The organism is Euzebya pacifica (assembly GCF_003344865.1).
In the GTDB taxonomy this organism is placed as follows: Bacteria; Actinomycetota; Nitriliruptoria; order Euzebyales; family Euzebyaceae; genus Euzebya; species Euzebya pacifica.
In genome coordinates, this window is sequence record NZ_CP031165.1 from 3,926,492 (window position 1) to 3,942,788 (window position 16,297).

The 16,297-nt window shown below is 70.9% G+C and carries 11 protein-coding genes; 1 reads left to right on the plus strand and 10 read right to left on the minus strand.

What is annotated here, in order from left to right:
• Positions 1 to 3: 3 nt before the first annotated feature.
• From DVS28_RS16860 to ffh, 6 genes are all read right to left on the minus strand, one after another.
• Positions 4 to 2,640, minus strand: a complete 2,637-nt coding sequence (locus tag DVS28_RS16860; protein ID WP_164710666.1) for a putative bifunctional diguanylate cyclase/phosphodiesterase — start codon at positions 2,638 to 2,640, stop codon at positions 4 to 6.
• Positions 2,616 to 4,331, minus strand: a complete 1,716-nt coding sequence (locus DVS28_RS16865; RefSeq protein ID WP_216826101.1) for a S8 family serine peptidase — start codon at positions 4,329 to 4,331, stop codon at positions 2,616 to 2,618. Before DVS28_RS16865 ends, DVS28_RS16860 begins: the two co-directional genes overlap by 25 nt.
• 206 nt (positions 4,332 to 4,537) lie before the next feature.
• Positions 4,538 to 7,084, minus strand: a complete 2,547-nt coding sequence (locus DVS28_RS16870; protein ID WP_164710668.1) for a putative bifunctional diguanylate cyclase/phosphodiesterase — start codon at positions 7,082 to 7,084, stop codon at positions 4,538 to 4,540.
• Positions 7,085 to 7,199: 115 nt separating this feature from the next.
• On the minus strand, positions 7,200 to 8,699 hold the full coding sequence (locus DVS28_RS16875; RefSeq protein ID WP_164710669.1) for a S8 family serine peptidase: 1,500 nt from the start codon (positions 8,697 to 8,699) through the stop codon (positions 7,200 to 7,202).
• 62 nt (positions 8,700 to 8,761) lie between these two features.
• Positions 8,762 to 10,435: a S8 family serine peptidase gene (locus DVS28_RS16880; RefSeq protein ID WP_114592500.1), complete on the minus strand. Its 1,674-nt coding sequence runs from the start codon at positions 10,433 to 10,435 to the stop codon at positions 8,762 to 8,764.
• A gap of 137 nt (positions 10,436 to 10,572) precedes the next feature.
• Positions 10,573 to 12,105 carry a signal recognition particle protein gene (ffh, locus tag DVS28_RS16885; protein ID WP_114592501.1) on the minus strand — a complete coding sequence of 511 codons (1,533 nt, stop codon included), beginning with the start codon at positions 12,103 to 12,105 and terminating at the stop codon, positions 10,573 to 10,575.
• Positions 12,106 to 12,141: 36 nt separating this feature from the next.
• Between ffh and DVS28_RS16890 the strand changes: the two genes are divergently transcribed.
• Complete coding sequence (locus DVS28_RS16890) at positions 12,142 to 12,657, plus strand: PH domain-containing protein (protein WP_114592502.1); 516 nt, start codon at positions 12,142 to 12,144, stop codon at positions 12,655 to 12,657.
• Between the two features lie 23 nt (positions 12,658 to 12,680).
• Here the strand turns inward: DVS28_RS16890 and DVS28_RS16895 are convergent, their stop codons facing one another.
• The 4 genes from DVS28_RS16895 to DVS28_RS16910 are packed head-to-tail and all read right to left on the minus strand — an operon-like array spanning position 12,681 to position 16,208.
• Positions 12,681 to 13,508 (minus strand): GNAT family N-acetyltransferase, encoded by an 828-nt coding sequence (locus DVS28_RS16895; RefSeq protein WP_114592503.1) that lies wholly within the window; start codon positions 13,506 to 13,508, stop codon positions 12,681 to 12,683.
• Positions 13,509 to 13,551: 43 nt separating this feature from the next.
• Positions 13,552 to 14,346, minus strand: coding sequence for an ABC transporter permease subunit (locus tag DVS28_RS16900; protein ID WP_114592504.1), 795 nt, complete (start codon positions 14,344 to 14,346; stop codon positions 13,552 to 13,554).
• Positions 14,343 to 15,290: an ABC transporter ATP-binding protein gene (locus DVS28_RS16905; protein ID WP_216826102.1), complete on the minus strand. Its 948-nt coding sequence runs from the start codon at positions 15,288 to 15,290 to the stop codon at positions 14,343 to 14,345. The genes DVS28_RS16900 and DVS28_RS16905 overlap by 4 nt, the downstream gene beginning before the upstream one ends.
• Positions 15,291 to 15,326: 36 nt before the next feature.
• On the minus strand, positions 15,327 to 16,208 hold the full coding sequence (locus tag DVS28_RS16910) for a WYL domain-containing protein (RefSeq protein WP_114592505.1): 882 nt from the start codon (positions 16,206 to 16,208) through the stop codon (positions 15,327 to 15,329).
• Positions 16,209 to 16,297 lie beyond the last annotated feature (89 nt).

The following is a 16,297-nucleotide window of genomic DNA, read 5'->3' on the forward strand; positions in this document are numbered from 1 at the left end:
GCGCTAGCGAGTCCAGACTGCGCGCTGAGTACCGGCATGGCGGGCAGCCCAGCGGCGGTCCTGTCCGGAGTGGCCGTCGGTCAGGACCTGCAGCTCGACCTCGGGCGCACGGGGCGCTGACGTCGACAACCAGGTGAACAGCTCGTCGGCGGGCAGCGGGTCCGACCACAGGTAGCCCTGGGCCTCCTCGCAGCCGAGCGCCATCAGGGCCAGCACCGTCTCGTCGTCCTCCACGCCCTCGGCGACGCAGGACATGCCCAGGTTGTGGGCGAGGTCGACGATGCTCTGCACGATGACGCGGTCGTTGTCGTCGGTCAGCATGTGCCGGACGAAGCCCTGGTCGACCTTGATCTCGTGCAGCGGAAGCCGCTTGAGGTAGGCCATGGAGGAGAACCCGGTACCGAAGTCGTCGATCGCGAGGCGTACCCCCATCCGGGCCAGCGCCTCGAGCGTGGCCACCGCCCTGACCGGGTCGGTCAGCATGCTGGACTCGGTGACCTCGAGGGTCAGCATGTCGGCCGGGAACGCCGTTCGGCGCAGCACCTCGGTCACGTGGGCCGGGAACGCCGGATCCATGACGCTGCGGGCGGAGATGTTGACCGACAGCTCGATCTGTTGCCCGTCACGGTGCCATCGGATGGCATCGGCGATGGCCCGCTCGAGGACGATGCGGGTCAGCTCGTCGATCAGGCCGGCCTCCTCCGCGATCGGGATGAACTCCTGCGGAGGGACGGGACCGAGCTCGGGGTGGGCCCACCGCGCGAGCGCCTCGACGCCGAGCACCTTGCGGTCGGCCAGTCGCAGTCGTGGCTGGTAGCGGACCTCGAGGTCACCGCGGTGCAGGGCGGTCCGCAGCTCCGCCGCGAGCGCCAACCGGCGGTGGGTGAAGACATCGAGCGAGGGGTCGTACAGGCGCGGCCGCCCACCCGCGCTCTTGGCGGCGTACATGGTGACGTCGGCGCGCTGCATCAGGTCGTCGGGGTCGGTCGCATGATCGGGGCACATGGCCACCCCGATGCTGGCGCGGACGTCGACGGCGATGTCGTGCAGCACGCAGGGCTGGTGCAGCTCGGCGGTGACTCGGTCAGCGATGACCAGGGCTTCGTCGGCGTCGACATCGGCCACGAGCAGCGCGAACTCGTCCCCGCCGAGTCGGCCGACCACGTCTCCCGGGCGAAGCAGGCCCTGCAGCCGCCCGGCGACTTCCTGCAGCAGCAGGTCGCCGGTGGCGTGGCCGAGGGTGTCGTTGACCTGCTTGAAGTTGTCGAGGTCGAGGAAGAGCACGGCGAACCGGCTGCCATCGCGGCGCGACCGGTCGCATGCGCGCCCGAGCTCCCGGTGCAGCAGCGTGCGGTTGGGCAGCTGGGTCAGGCTGTCGTGGTTGGCCTGGTGTGCCTTGTCGGCGGCTTCCCGACGCAGTCGCTCGACCAGCTGCCCGTTCTCCAGCGCCACGCCGGCGTGACGGGCGAGGGCCCCGACCAGCTCGGCATCGGTCCCGTCGAAGGTGCTGATCTCACTGGTCCGGTTGGCGGCGACGATCACGCCGCGCAGGCGCTGGACCAGCTCGAGGTCGAGGGACGCCAGGACCGCGTCCTTGACGGGCACGTCGGTGAGGTAGCGGGTCAGGGGCGCCTCGGTCCGGCCGGCCGGGAACAACGCGGGCCCGTCGGCCACCCGGGCTAGGCACCAGGCCAGGTCGTCGGTGTGGGGTGCCGGCAGGTCATCGTCCTGACGCAGCTGACCGTCCTGGTGCCGGATGCGCAGGACGGGCTCACCGTCCTCGGCGACCAGGACGAACTCGGCCATCTCGCAGCGCAGCAGCTGGCAGACCTCCTCCAGCATCGCGGCGGCGGCCTCGCGGGTGTCGCCGGATCGAGCGGTCGAGCTGGTGAACCGATAGAGCGTCTGCAGGTTGGCGTGGCGCTCGCGGAGCGAGAGATAGGCCTGATAGCCGATGTAGAGGAAGACCGCGACGGCCACGAGTGGCAGCAGCGCCTCGGGTGCGGTCCAGGTCACGCCGATGACGAAAGCCCCGGCAGCGGCGTTGCCGACGGCCAGGACCGTCCCGATGGTGACGACCTCGCGCAGCATGGCGAGCTGCACCCGCCCCTCGGTCAGCCAGATCACGGCGGACACCGCCAGCGTGCCCAGCAGGTTCGTGGCGAGGATCGACAGCAGGGCGGCGACCCAGGCCCGCACGCCCAGCGGGGCCTGACCGTCCAGCACGGCTCGGAAGATCAGCAGGCCGAGCAGGACCTCCGAGGCGAACAGCGCCATGTTGAAGGCGAGCTTCGTGGGACCCTGGCGCTTGACCACCAGCAGCGTGAACGCCGACCCCAGCAGGCGTGCGCCGACCAGCGCGACAGGGCCCAGCATGCTGTAGCCAAGGAGGAGTGGCAGCTCCGACAATGACAGCGAGTGGGCGTCCCGGCGGCGGTGCAGGTGGATGACGAACTGTTCGGTGGCGGCGAACGCCAGCGCGAACGCCCACCAGGGACCGACGAAGCGCGGCTGCGCCATGGGCAGATCCGTCACTGGGGAGGCCACGAGGAGCGCGACGGCGAACGCCGTCAGCACGCCAGTGACGATCCAGGCGCCCGACTGACCGCGGGTCCTCATCGCCACGAGGCGGAGCTCCATGTCGCGTTCGACCACTGGTGCCCCGACCACTGGTGGCCCGACCACTGGTGACCCGCCCACTCTCCGCCGGACCACTGGTGCCCCGACCACTGATGCCCCGACCACTGATGCCCCGACCACTGGTGGCCGGCCCAGTCGGTGCCGGTCCACGCCAGTCCGATCCAGCGGAGCCCGTCCCAGCCGTGGCCGGTCCACTGGTTGCCGTTCCAGGCGCCGTCGACCCAGGTGCCGCCGTTGGCCAGGCCCTTGGCCAGGGCAGCGGTGTCCAGGGGCTGGCCGAAGATGTCGCGGTTGCCGGTCAGCTCGACGCCGTCGGCGGTGGCCAGCACGGCGTCGCCGCGGGTGGCGTCGAGGTCGCCGCCACCTGCGGAGGGCCGGTGGGTGGGGATGCGGTTGGGCGGGGTGGCACCGGCCATCGTGTCCAGCCGGAGGGCCAGCTGGCCCGTCTCGGGGGTGAACTCGCGCCCCAACCGGTCGCCGTTGGCCAGCAAAGCCGCCTTGACCATGTCAGGGGTCCAGCGCGGGTTGGCACCGACGACGAGGGCGGCGGCCCCGGACACGATCGCAGCGGACTGGGAGGTGCCGCTGCCCTTGAAGAACCGTTCGTCGACCGTCGCGGTGTCGCCGTACAGCAGGTCCAGCTGCGAGCCGGGGACCCGCAGGCTGGCCACGGACGCACCGGGGGCCAGCAGGTCGGGGTTGCGGCTGCCGTCACCCCGTGCGGAGAACGACAGCGGACGCCAACGCCAGTCGAGGGAGGAGTCGTTGGTGTCGACGGCACCAACCGCGAGGATCCGCGGGTCGATGGCGGGAGTGGTCAGTCCCCTGACGGTGTCGCCGTCGTTGCCGGCCGCGGCCACGACGACGATGCCGGCGTCCCATGCGGCCTCGGCGGCGTGGGACAGCGGGTCGGTGGTGTAGCGCTGGCGCGAGTAGGTGCCGTAGGACAGGTTGAGGACGCGGATGTTCAGGCCGGGGTCGTCGTGATGGGTGACGACCCAGTCGATGGCCGCGATGACCTGCGAGACGTCGGTGACGCCATGCGCGTCGGCGACCTTGAGGCTGATCAGGTGGGCGTCCGGCGCCATGCCGAGGAAGCCGCCGGCATCGGGGCGCGTCGGATGGGCGTCGGCATCGCGTCCGACGATCAGCCCGGCCATGTGGGTCCCGTGGCCGTAGGTGTCGAGGTGCCGCAGCTCGGGGGCGTTGGCCTCGAAGGACAGGTCGGGACCGTGCCGGACCTGGCCGGCGTCGAGGCCCTGCACCGGGGCGACGCCGGTGTCGATCAACGCCACGCCCACCCCGGCGCCCGTCGCACCGGAGGCCCAGTAGTCCTCGGCGCCGGTGACGTCGACGACCGTTCGGACGGTCACGGGCTGGGTGGCGTCGACCCGCGAGTCGGCGAGCGGTTGGATCCGCTCGTCGGGGGTGATGGTCAGGTCGGCGGCACGCAGGTCGGCCACCCGGTCGGCGGGCACCTCGGCGGCCACGCCGTCGATGACCTCGAGCGTCAGCTCGACGTCCCCGCCCGCGTCACGGACAGCGGCTGCCGCGTGGGCGGTGGACTGCTCGCTGCGGACGATCACCGACACCATGTCGGCATCCGCCATGGCCGGCTGCACGAGCACGGCGGCGACCACGACCCCAAGGATCGCGGCCGCGGATGCTCGGACACGCACTGACCAGGACACGGACTGCTCCGAACGGTTACTGAACGTTACTCAGTCCGTCGGCACTAGTTCATCTGAACTTGAGTACGAACTGTGTCGGCTTTCTGACGTTCAGTAACACTGCCCCGTTGCACGAACGGGCAACCGTCGTGCGCGAGTTCGCCAGCCTCCTCGGTTCGACGAGGACCGCCTGCTCGAGCCGGGCTGGGCTGACCCGCAGGGCCGGGTCAGATGGCGACGGGCCGAGCCGCGCTGACCGGCACGACGGACCGGTCCTCGTGGACCAGCAGCTGCAGCAGCGCCGAGGCCGACACCGGTCGGGACCACAGATAGCCCTGGGCGACCCCACAGCCGAGCGCCAGCAGCGCGTCGCTGGTCGCGGTGTCCTCGACCCCTTCGGCGACGGTCGACATCCCGAGGTTGTGGGCGAGGTCGAGGATGCTGCGCACGATCACCGCGTCGCTCTCGTCCACGAGCATGGTCCGGATGAAGCCCTGATCGATCTTGATCTCGTCCAGCGGCAGCCGCTTGAGGTACGCCATGGACGAGAACCCGGTCCCGAAGTCGTCGATGGACAGCTCCACGCCGAGCGCCGCGATGGCCGTCAGGTTGGCGACGGCCTGCTCGCGGTCGGTCATCATGCTGGACTCGGTGACCTCGAGGGTCAGCAGGTGCGGGGCGATGCCGGTGGTCCGCAGCAGGTCGGTCAGGTGCGCCGGGAAGTCCTGGTCGATCACGCTGCGGGCGGAGATGTTGACGGCGACGCTGATGAGGTGACCCCGGGCATGCCAGACCTGCGCGTCCTCGATGGCGCGGTGCAGCACATGGGTCGTCAGCTCACGGATCAGGCCGGTCTCCTCCGCGATGGGGATGAACTCGTCGGGGCCGATCTGTCCCATCTCGGGGTGGTTCCAACGGGCCAGCGCCTCGGCGCCGACCACGACGTCGTCGGACAACCGCACCTTGGGCTGGTAGGCGACGCCGATTCGCCGTTCCCTGATCGCGGTCCGCAGCTCGGCGGCGAGGGCCAGCCGTCTGTGGGTGTGGACGTCCAGCTCCGGGGCGTACATGACCGGTCCCCTGCCGTCGTGCTTGGCCGCGTACATCGCCACGTCGGCGCGCTGGAGCAGCTCGTCGGGGTCCCCGGCGTGCTGGGGGCAGGTCGCCACGCCGAGGCTGGCCCGGACGTCGACGGCGATGCCGTCCAGGGCGCACGGCCTGTTGAGCTTCTGGATCAGCCGGTCGGCGACCACCATCGCCGCATCGGGTGCCACGTCTCGGACCAGCACCGCGAACTCGTCGCCGCCCAGCCGGGCCACGCTGTCGCCGGGCCGAAGTGACGCGGAGAGCCGCAGCGCGACCTCCTGGAGCAGCAGGTCACCGGTGGCATGGCCGAGGGTGTCGTTGACGTCCTTGAAGTTGTCGAGGTCCAGCAGCAGCACGGCGAAGCCGGTGCCGTCGTCCAGCGACGTCTGGCACGCGGCGGTGAGCTCGACCTGGAACAGCTTGCGGTTGGGCAGGCCGGTCAGGCTGTCGTGGTTGGCCTGATGGGCCTTCTCGGCAGCCTCGCTCTGGAGGCGTTCCACGAGTCGGCCGTTCTCCAGCGCCACGCCCGCGTGTCGGGCGAGGGCCTCGAACAGCTCGACATCCTCGTCATCGAACGTGCTGACCTCGCTCGTCCGGTTCGCCGCGACCACGATCCCGACGTGGTACTCGGCCAGCTCCAGGGCGATGGGTGCCAGCATGACGTCCTTGAGGGTCAGCCCCTCCATGTGTGCCCGAACTGGTGGGGGCAACGAGCTGCCCGAGAAGCGGACGGCCCCACCGGCGGTCTGGGACAGGCACCACTGGATCTCCGCAACGTCGACGGCCGGCAGGTCGTCGTCCACGAGGAGCCGGTCGTCCTGGAGGCGCAGGCGGAGCACCACCTGGCCGTCGGGCTGGACCAGCGCGAACTCGGCCGCCTCGCAGCGCAGCAGCTCGCAGACCTCCGCCAGCATCGCGGCCGCGGCTTCCCGGGTGTCTCCGGACCGGGCGGTGGCGCTGGTGAACCGGTACAGCATCTGCAGGTTGGCATGACGCTGTCGCAGCATCAGGTGGGCGCGGTAGCCGATGTACATGAACGCCGCGACGGCCACGAGCGGCACGATCGCCTCCGTGGAGGTCCACAGGACCGACAGCACGAGGACACCCACCGCGGCGTTGCACAGCGCCAGGAAGGTGCCGATGACACCGACCTCCCGCAACATGCCGAGCTGCACCCGCCCTTCGGTCGACCAGATGGCCGCGGAGATGGCGACGCTGCCGAGGACGTCGGTCGCCAGGGTCGCCGCGCCGGCCGCGATCCAGGCCCGGGAGTCCGTCGGGGGGTGGGCGCCCAGGATGCTGCGGAAGATGATCAGGCCGACGACGGCTTCGAGGGCGAACAGCGAAAGGTTGAACGCCAGCTTCGCGGACACCTGGCGGCGCAACACGACCAGCGTGAACGCGGCACCCAGCAGCCTGGCCAGCAGCAGTGTTGGGGCGGCCAGGAACCCGTAGCCGAGCAGGAGGGGGAGCTCCGACAGCGACAGGGAGTGGGCGTCGCGCCGCAGGTGGAGGTGGATGACGAAGTACTCGGTCGCCGCGAAGCCGATCGCGAACCCCCACCAGGGCAGCTCCACCGGTGGGGTGGCGAACGGCAACGAGCGGACCGGACCCATGAACAGGACGAGCGCGCCGACGGCGAGGAGGCCGATGAGCCCCCACACGCGTACAGCAGCCCTGCGGTTCACCGTCCGACTCCTCCTGGTCCAGCGACATACGGCTTCCGGCCCGTGTCAGGGGCGTTGTCCTCCTGATCGGCAGGTGTCCTGCCCACCTGACACGGGCGCCTCTCCTTCGGTGTGACTACCTCCAGGCCCCGGTCGACCAGCTGCGGCCGCTCCAGGACCGTCCCGACCACGACCGCCCTGACCACGACCGTCCAGACCAGGAACGACCCGACCACGACCGCCCCGACCACGAGCGTCCGCTGAACTCGTCGGCGGAACCCCACTCCTGCCCGGTGAAGCTGGTCGACCACACCGCCGGGCTCCATGCCGGTCCGGCGAAGGAGTCGGTGCAGAAGCAGTCGCCGGTCCACCGCACGCCGCGGTAGACGCCACCGTCCCATGCATGGTTCGTGCCGACCCACGAGACGCCGTGGATGTCGACCTCGGTGTCGAGCTCGACCTCGTCGTGGGCCACGTGCTCGCCGTTGCGGCTCGCCTCCAGGCTGCCCGTCCCCAGGTGGGTGAACGCTTCCCGTGCCCCGTCGGACACGTCACGGGCCGCGGCCCGGCTGATGTCGAGCATGCCCTGGCCCCTGCTGCGCCGGTCGGCGTGCAGGAGGTTGGCGCTCGTCGTGCGGAGCAGCTGGTTGACCTGCTCGGGCTGCAGCTGCGGGTTGTCCTCGATCAGCAGCGCGATCGCGCCGGAGACGACCGCGGCCGCCTGGGAGGACCCCGAGCCCAGGAAGAGGGCGTCGCCGACACGGGCGGACGCGTGCTCGGTGTCGATGGTCGAGCCCGGGTTGCGCAGGCTGGTGATGGAGGTGCCCGGTGCGACGATGTCCGGGTGGCGCGTACGGTCGCCGGTGCTGGAGAACAGCGCCACGATGTCGTCGTCGATGGTGGAGGTGTCCCGCAGGTCCGCGGCACCAGCGGCGATGACCCGTGGGTGGGTGGCCGGGGCGTTCAGCGATGCGCTGCCGAACCCTTCGTTGCCGGCGGCGACGACGACGACGATGCCGGCGTCCCAGGCCCGGCCGACGGCGGCGGCGAGCGGGTCGACCTCGACGGGCTGCACCCCCGTGGTGCCGTAGGAGAGGTTGATGATCCTGATGCCGAGCTCGTCGGCGTGGGCCACGGTCCAATCGATGGCGGCGATGGCCTGGGTCACGTCGACGGCGCCGTCGTGACCGGCGATCTTGACGTTGACCAGGTGCGCCCCGGAGGCCAAACCGCGGGAGGAGTCGTCGATCCCGGTGCCGGCGATGATCCCCGCGATGTGGGTGCCGTGGCCGTAGGTGTCGAGGTAGCGCAGCGCCGCGATCTGGGACTCGAAGGACAGGTCGGGGCCGTTGATGACCTTGCCCGGGCCGTCGAGACCCGGGACGGGGACCACGCCGGTGTCGATCAGGGCGACGCCGACCCCGGCACCGGTGAGGCCGCGGTCGTGCAGGTCGTCGGCCCCGATGGCCTCGGCGACCTGCGCGAGGGTGAGCGGTCCGTTCGTTGCGACGGTGGCGGTGTGGTTGCCACGCCCTCCAGCGGAGGCCCCGGTGGCGGACACGGTGAGGAACAGGGCCATCGTCACTGCGAGGGCGGCGCTGAGGAGGCGGTTCGGGCGTGCGGGATACTGGATCATCGTGGTGCTCCTGGGGTGTGGTGCGGCGGTGGCGGTGCGGCGGGTGCGGTGGGTGCGGTGGTTCACCGCCACGTCGTGGCACTCCAGGTCGCGTTGGACCACTGGTTGCCGGACCACTGGTTGCCGGACCACTGGTTGCCCGACCACTGGTTCCCGGACCACTGGTTGCCCGACCACTGGTTGCCCGACCACTGGTTGCCGGCCCAGTCGGTTCCGGACCACTGGTTGCCGGACCACTGGTTGCCCGACCACTGGTTGCCCGACCACTGGTTGCCGTTCCATGTGCCGCCGACCCAGGAGCCGCCGGTCTCGAGGGCCTGGGCCAGCGCTGCGGTGTCCACGGGTGCACCGAAGATGTCGACCTCTCCGGACAACCGCACCCCGCTGGGGGACTCCAGGACCGCATCGCCGCGGGAGGCGTCGAGGCTGCCGCCACCGGTCGCGGGGACGTCGCGCTGCACGGATGCGTTCGGGGTGACCCCGTGCATCTGGTGCATGCGCAGGGCGTCCTTGCCGGTGATCCGGGTGAACCCGGCACCGGGCCGAAGCCCGTTGGCCTCCTCGAGCAGCGCGTCCTTGACCATGTCGGGGGTCCACGACGGGTTCGCGCTGACGACCAGCGCGGCAGCACCCGAGACGAGCGCGGCGGCCTGCGAGGTGCCGGACCCCTTGAAGAAGCGTCCGTCGACGACGGCGGTGTCGCCGTACGCCTGGTCGAGGAAGGAGCCGGGCACCCGGAGGCTGGCAAGCGACGAGCCCGGTGCGAGGATGTCGGGGTTGCGATGTCCGTCACCGCGGGCGGAGAACGACAGGGGGTTCCAGTGTGAGTACCGGGTGCTGCCGTGGGTGTCGACCGCGCCGACGGCGATGACCCTCGGGCTGTAGGCCGGCGAGGTCAGGCCGACGCGCTCGTCGCCGTCGTTGCCGGCAGCGGCGACCACGACGATGCCGTGGTCCCAGGCGGCCTCCGCAGCATGGGCCAGCGGATCGGTCTCGTAGCCCTGGTCGGGGTAGGTGCCGAAGGAGAGGTTCAGCACACGGATGTTGAGGCCGGGGTCGTCACGATGGGTGATGACCCAGTCGATCGCGGCGATGACCTGCGACACATCGGTCGCGCCGCGGGAGTCAGCGACCTTCAGGCTGATGACGTGGGCGTCGGGAGCCATGCCGAGGAAGTCGTCCGGCCGGCTGGCGAAGCTCTCGGGGGACGCACCGGGGTCGCGGCCGGCGATGAGGCCGGCCATGTGCGTGCCGTGCCCGAAGGTGTCGAGGGAGCGCAGGCTGGTGGCGCTGGCCTCGAAGGAGAGGTCCGGGCCGTGGATCACCTGGCCGTCGAGCCCCTGGACGGGTGCGACACCGGTGTCGATCAGCGCAACGCCGACCCCCTCACCGGTGGCGCCGCGCGCCCAGTACCTGTCGGCGCCGGTGACGTCGATGGCGGTACGGACCGTGTAGGTCTCGTCACCGCTGTTGTGGCGACCGTGCATGGCGAGCCGGTGGTCGCGGGTGACGGTGTGGTCGTCGTCGAGGGTGTCCAGCGCATGGATCGGGACCTGCGCGGCGACGGCGTCGACCACGTCAAGCGTTCGGACGACCTGCCCGCCGGCGTCGAGCACGGCGGCGCCAGCGGCAGCCGCCGAGTCCGTGCTGCGCACGATGACCGATACCAGCTCACCAGCAGGTGACGGGGGTATCTGGAGGAGCGCCGCGAGCATGGCCGCGAGCAGGAGAAGCACAGGAGTGCGCCGAGAACGAGCGAGCACGTGGGTTCCATCCGTAGAGTGACTCCACGTATGGATCGACTACTCTGCGTTCAACCTTGAACGCCATTCAGTAAAAGATCCCCATTACTTGCTGGAGGGGCGCCGGTGGACTAGCGCTTCTTCTTCTTGCGCTTCGGGACCTTCTTGTTACGGCGCGGTCCGCCACCCCCGCCGCTGGGGCCGCCCATGCCGGGCATGCCCGACATCGGGTCACCGGCGTTCATCGCGGCGAGCTGCTCCATGAGGTCACCCTCGCCGCCGCCGGCCATGGCCTTCTGCAGCTGGCGGGCGGCCTTGGCCTGGCCGAGCATGCCGCCGCCTCCGCCGCCGCCCATCCCCATGCCCCCGAGCATCGGCCCGAGGTTCTTCATCATCTTGCGCATCTCCTCGTAGGAGCGCAGCAGCTCGTTGATCTCCTGGGACGAGCGGCCACAGCCCTTGGCGACGCGCTTCTTGCGCTTGCCGTTGAGGATCTTGGGGTTGCGTCGTTCCTCGAGGGTCATCGACTGGATGATGGCCTCGATGCGCTTCAGGTCGTCCTCGTCGACCTCGGCCTGGGCGTCCTTCATGGCCTTGCCCATGCCGGGGATCATCTCCAGCAGCTTGCCGATGGGGCCCATCTGCTTGACCGACTGCAGCTGGTTGAGGAAGTCCTCGAGGGTGAACTCACCCTTCATCAGCTTCTCGGCCTGCTCCTCGCGCTGCCCCTCCTCGTAGACCTCCTCGGCCTTCTCGATGAGGGTCAGGACGTCACCCATGCCGAGGATGCGGCCGGCCATGCGGTCGGGGTGGAAGGCCTCGAACTCGTCGAGCTTCTCCCCCACCGAGGCGAACTTGATGGGCCGTCCCGTGACCTCGGCCACCGACAGCGCGGCACCACCGCGGGCGTCACCGTCGAGCTTGGACAGGATGACACCGGTGAAGTCGACGGCCTCCTGGAAGGCCTTGGCGACGTTGACGGCCTCCTGGCCGATCATGGCGTCGATGACGAAGAGGGTCTCGACGGGGTTGACCGCGGCCTTGATGTCGGCCGCCTGCTGCATCATCTCCTCGTCGACGTTGGTCCGACCCGCCGTGTCGACGATGACCACGCCGCAGTTGAGGCGCTTGGCCTCGGCGATGGCGTTCTGGGCCACCTCGACGGGGTCGCCCTCGAGCTTGGGCGCGTACACCGGCACGTCGATGCGCTCGCCCAGCACCTTCAGCTGCTTGACGGCGGCAGGACGCTGCAGGTCGCAGGCGACGAGGAGTGGCTGGCGGCCCTTGGACTTCAGCAGCTTGGCCAGCTTGCCCGACGCGGTGGTCTTTCCGGCGCCCTGCAGGCCCGCCATCATGATCACGGCCGGCGACGCCGAGCCGAGGTCGAGGGGAGCCGACTGCTCACCCAGGATCGTCACGAGCTCCTCGTTGACGATCTTGATGATCTGCTGCCCCGGGTTCAGCGCCTCCGAGACCTCCGCGCCGATCGAGCGTTCGCGGATACGACCGACGAAGGTCTTGACGACCTTGAAGTTGACGTCGGCCTCGAGGAGGGCAAGGCGGATCTCGCGCAGGCCTTCGCCGACCTGCTCCTCGGTCAGGGTCTTGGAGCCCCGGAACCGGTCGAAGACGGCATCGAGGCGTTCCTGGAGTGCGTTGAACATGGGATCGACGAGTGTAGCGGTCTACCGTGGGCCGCTGTGACGCGTCTGATCATCCCCCGGGTGCTGTCGATCGGCCTGCTGCTGGTCGGGGCAGTGACCGTTGTCGTGGCCGGGATCGGGCTGTCCCGGCGGCTGGCGGCGCTGGGCGGCAACCAGATCACCCCGTTGACGTCGCCGTTCGGCATGGTGTGGACCGGTGTCGGCCTGCTGGTCGGGGTCCTGCTGCTCCGCGTGGGGATCCGGTGGGTGGTCACGTCGGTGACGGTTGACGAGGAAGGGCTGCACGTCCGCCGGTTGTCGGGGATGACCGACCTGCCCTACGCGGCGCTGAAGGGGGTGGTCCTGCAGCAGTCCGGCAGCACGCCTGCACTGCGGTTGGTCCTCCACGAGGGCGAGACGATCGTCCTGCCCGGCTGGAGCCTACGGGCCGTGCACGACGACGGCGAGGTCGAACCGGCTGGGCCGGCGCTGCAACGGCTCGGGGCGATCCACCGGTTCAAGGTGAAGCACGCCACCCTGCTCGGCCCGGTCGAGGGCGGCCCCCGCCCCTGAAACCTCGAATCGAGGCAGCCCGGTCAGCCCTCGGCCGTGGCGTCCTCGGTGTCGCGCTTGCGGTTCCACTCCCAGCCGGTGGCCACCTTCCCGAAGCCGAGGCGGGCGTACCAGTCCTTGGGCCAGTCATCGGCGTCGGCGATGAGGAACACGGTCTCGGCGTCGGCGCACTCGCGCATCGCCGCGGCCATCAGCCCGGCGCCGAGGCCCCGACCACGTGACTCGGTCAGCACCCCGACCGCCTCGATCTGGGCGGTCGTGCCGTGGCGGTACACGTGACAGCCCGCGTCGTCGTCGGGGGCCAGCACGAACCGCGCGTCCATGCGGGCCTGCAGCCTGGCGTCGCGACGGACCATCTGCTCGGCCACCGGCGGGCTGCCCCACTCCTCCTCCATCACGAAGGGCCGGGTGAAGACCGCGTACTCCTCCGCGTCGACGGTCCGGAACCCCAGCGGGGAGACCGTCGGCTCGGTCGTGCGGTCGTGGACCATGAACACGACCCGGCTGAGGGTCCACCCGTCCTCGGTCATCGCCCCACCGAGCGACCAGGCAACCTCTGCTCGGGTCGTCCACACGCCCTGGTTGGGCAGGTCGCCCATCCAGCGGTCCACCGCGACGCGTAGCTCGCTCAGCGCGACGGGACGGTCGATGTGCATGCCGCTGAGGGAGTAGACCAGCGGCAGGTCCGGGGTCACGCGCACCGAGCCGAACGGCAGGCGTTCGGTCGAGGTCGCCATGCGCTTGTGCAGCGCCTCGTCGAAGCCGACCACGCGTCGGGCCAGCAGCGCACGGGACGGGCGGCCGTCGGCGTCGGGGTGGTCGGGACGGTCTTCGGGGCGGTCGTCGGTCACGGCGCGATCATCGCATCGGGGTACGACATCCGCGGGGGTCCCGTCAGGACAGGTCACGACGGTCGAACACCACGACCCCCGCGGCCATCAGCAGCAGCGCCACGACGGCGAACACCATCGGGGTGGCCCAGCCGAGCCCCTCGGCCAGGACGACGGTGCCGTCGTAGGCCGAGAAGGGGCTGACGGCCGACAGCGGCTCGAGCCAGTCGACGAGCGAGGCGAACCCGGTGAGGAGGAACAACCCGCCGGCCAGCCCTCCGGCGATGCCGACGGCCGCGCCCCGGCTGCCCGTCGCCGCGCCCACCGCGAAGGCCAGGCCGCCGAACACGGCGCTGAGCAGGTACAGGCCGGTCGAGGCGGCCAGGACATGGCCGATGGCGAAGTCCAGGTCGGCCAGCGGCATGGCGACGACCAGGATCACCAGCTCGAGCACGACCAGGCCGGCCAGCCCCAGCATCATGGCGATGATCTTGTCGACGGCGACCGCGGTTCGGCTGACGGGGAGGGTGACCAGCAGCTCCAGCGTCCCGTCGCCCTCCTCCCCGGCGATGCTCCGTGCCCCGCGCGAGACGGCGTAGCCGATGAACAGGCCCATCCCGATCGTGCCGTACAGCCGCGAGCCGACGACGGCCGCGGCGGAGAAGCTGGCGATCCCCTCGCCGAAGAACGCCGTGAGGGCGGCCGGCATGTTGGTCATCAACGCCTCGAAGTCGGCGCTGGACTGGGCGATGGTGGGCCAGGACGCCACGGTGATCAGGCTGATGAGGGCGACGCCGACGACCCAGCCGATGATCGGCCGGCGTTCGCGGGCGAGGGTCCGTCCCAGGACGGGGGTCATGGGTGGGCCTCCCCGGCCTGGTCGGCGGTTCCGCCATCGTCGGCGTAGTAGCGCAGGAAGATGGCTTCGAGGTCGGCGTCCTCGCCGCGCAGCCCGGTGACGGTGTGGCCGGCGAGGGCCTTGACGAAGGTGTCCATGACCGACCGCCCGTCGGGGCCGGGGCCACCAGCAACGTCGTACCGGCCGACCCGTCCCTCGGTCACGAGCTCGGTGACACCGGCGAGGTGGGCGAGGCCCGCGGGCGCGTCGTGGGCGAAGGTCACCTCGAGGGTTCGGCTGGCCTGTGCCTTGAGGTCGGCGACGCCGAGCACGTCGACCAGCCGGCCCCGGCGGATGATGCCGACCCGGTCGGCGACGTGTTCGACCTCACTGAGGACGTGGGAGGACAGCAGCACCGAGGCCCCGTCGGCGGCGGCTTCGCGCACCAGCCGGAGGAACTCGACCTGCAGCAGGGGGTCCAGCCCGCTGGTGGGTTCGTCGAGGATCAGCAACTCGACCCGTGGGGCGAACGCCGCGACCAGCCCGACCTTCTGCTTGTTGCCCTTGGACAGGTTGCCGACCTCCCGGTCGAGATCGAGGTCCAGCCGGTCGGCCACATCGGCGATCCGAGCGTCCTCGACCCCACCGCGCACGGCCGCCAGGTAGCCGATGATCTCGCGGGCGGTCCAGCCCGACCAGAGGTTCAGCTCGCCGGGGACGTAGGCGATCCGCTCGCGGCGGGCGGGGTCGCCATGGCGTGGGTCGTGGCCGAGCACCGTGGCGGTGCCGCGGGTGGGACGGACGAGGTCCAGCAGCATGCGGATCGTGGTGGACTTGCCCGACCCGTTGGGTCCCAGGTAGCCGAACACCTCGCCGGCCGTGACGTGCAGGTCGAGGTCGAAAACGCCGTGGCCGTCGCCGTAGTCCTTGGTGAGGCCGCTGGTGCTGATCACCTGCTCGGACAAGACTCTTCCCCTCCCCTGTGGGCGTCGGCGGTCCGGCTACTCCACCGGGTCGTGGGTGCGGTGGGTGCTGAGCAGCCGTGCCCGGCCGATCCGGTCGACGGCGAACGTCCGCTCCCCCTCCCGCAGGTGGCAGTAGCCCCGGAGCAGGTCGTCGGTGAACGTCCACGGGTCGACGACCCGTTCGGTGGCCTGGCCCCCGCGAGAGGATGCGAAGTACTCCAGCCTGATCTGCCGCTGTTCCTCCAGCGACTGTTCGAGCAGCCGGCGGATGGCGCGTGGGCCGACCGCTTCCTGCTCGGTGCCGGGCAGCCCGAGGGTCATGGCCTGGGGCGCATCGGCGGTGGCGGCGGAGACCGTCAGGCCGGCGGATTCCAGCGCCGCGTGGACGGCGGCGGGCGAGCGGTCGCTGACGGCGACGGTGGCGGACACGGCCCGGAGGGCGGCGCCGGGGACGGCGGTCGCCCGGTCCAGGGCGCCCTCGTTGGGGGCGACGAGCACGGTGCGGGCGGCCTCGACCATCAGCGGCGCGTCGTCGATCGGCGGTTCCTCCCGCAGGTCGAGGACCATGGTCGAGAACCCCTCGCGGGCGGCGTCGGTGGCGTGCACCAGTCCCTCGCGGCCGACGATGATCATGGCGCGTCGCTGCAGCCAGTCCAGCGGTTCGGGCAGCCGGCCCACACCGGCCCAGCCGCGCGACAGCAGGTCCTCCACCGACGCGGCACCGTCCACGGCGATGTGTCGGAACGCCTCGGCGGCACCGTCGGGCGCCAGGTCGAGCAGGTCAGTCACGCGGCCGGGCGCGACCAGCTGGTCCCGCAGGACCCGCCGGTTGCCGCTGGCGATGGCGGCGTCCTCGGCGTTGAGCAGCCGCAGGGCATCGCGGACCTCGTCCGCGGACAGATCAGCGATGCCGGGCATGGCACCTGCTCGGGGTGGGCGCGAGCGGGTCCGCCAGACGACGAGGCACAGTGGCTGTTGGAAACATCGACCGGCAGGCTACCGCCGAG

Bases quoted from the DNA above. Each gene is read 5' to 3' on its own strand.
- DVS28_RS16860 (WP_164710666.1), bottom strand. From the start codon at position 2,640: ATGGAGCTCCGCCTCGTGGCGATGAGGACCCGCGGTCAGTCGGGCGCC.
- DVS28_RS16910 (WP_114592505.1), bottom strand. From the start codon at position 16,208: ATGCCCGGCATCGCTGATCTGTCCGCGGACGAGGTCCGCGATGCCCTG.
- ffh (WP_114592501.1), bottom strand. From the start codon at position 12,105: ATGTTCAACGCACTCCAGGAACGCCTCGATGCCGTCTTCGACCGGTTC.
- DVS28_RS16875 (WP_164710669.1), bottom strand. From the start codon at position 8,699: ATGATCCAGTATCCCGCACGCCCGAACCGCCTCCTCAGCGCCGCCCTC.
- DVS28_RS16900 (WP_114592504.1), bottom strand. From the start codon at position 14,346: ATGACCCCCGTCCTGGGACGGACCCTCGCCCGCGAACGCCGGCCGATC.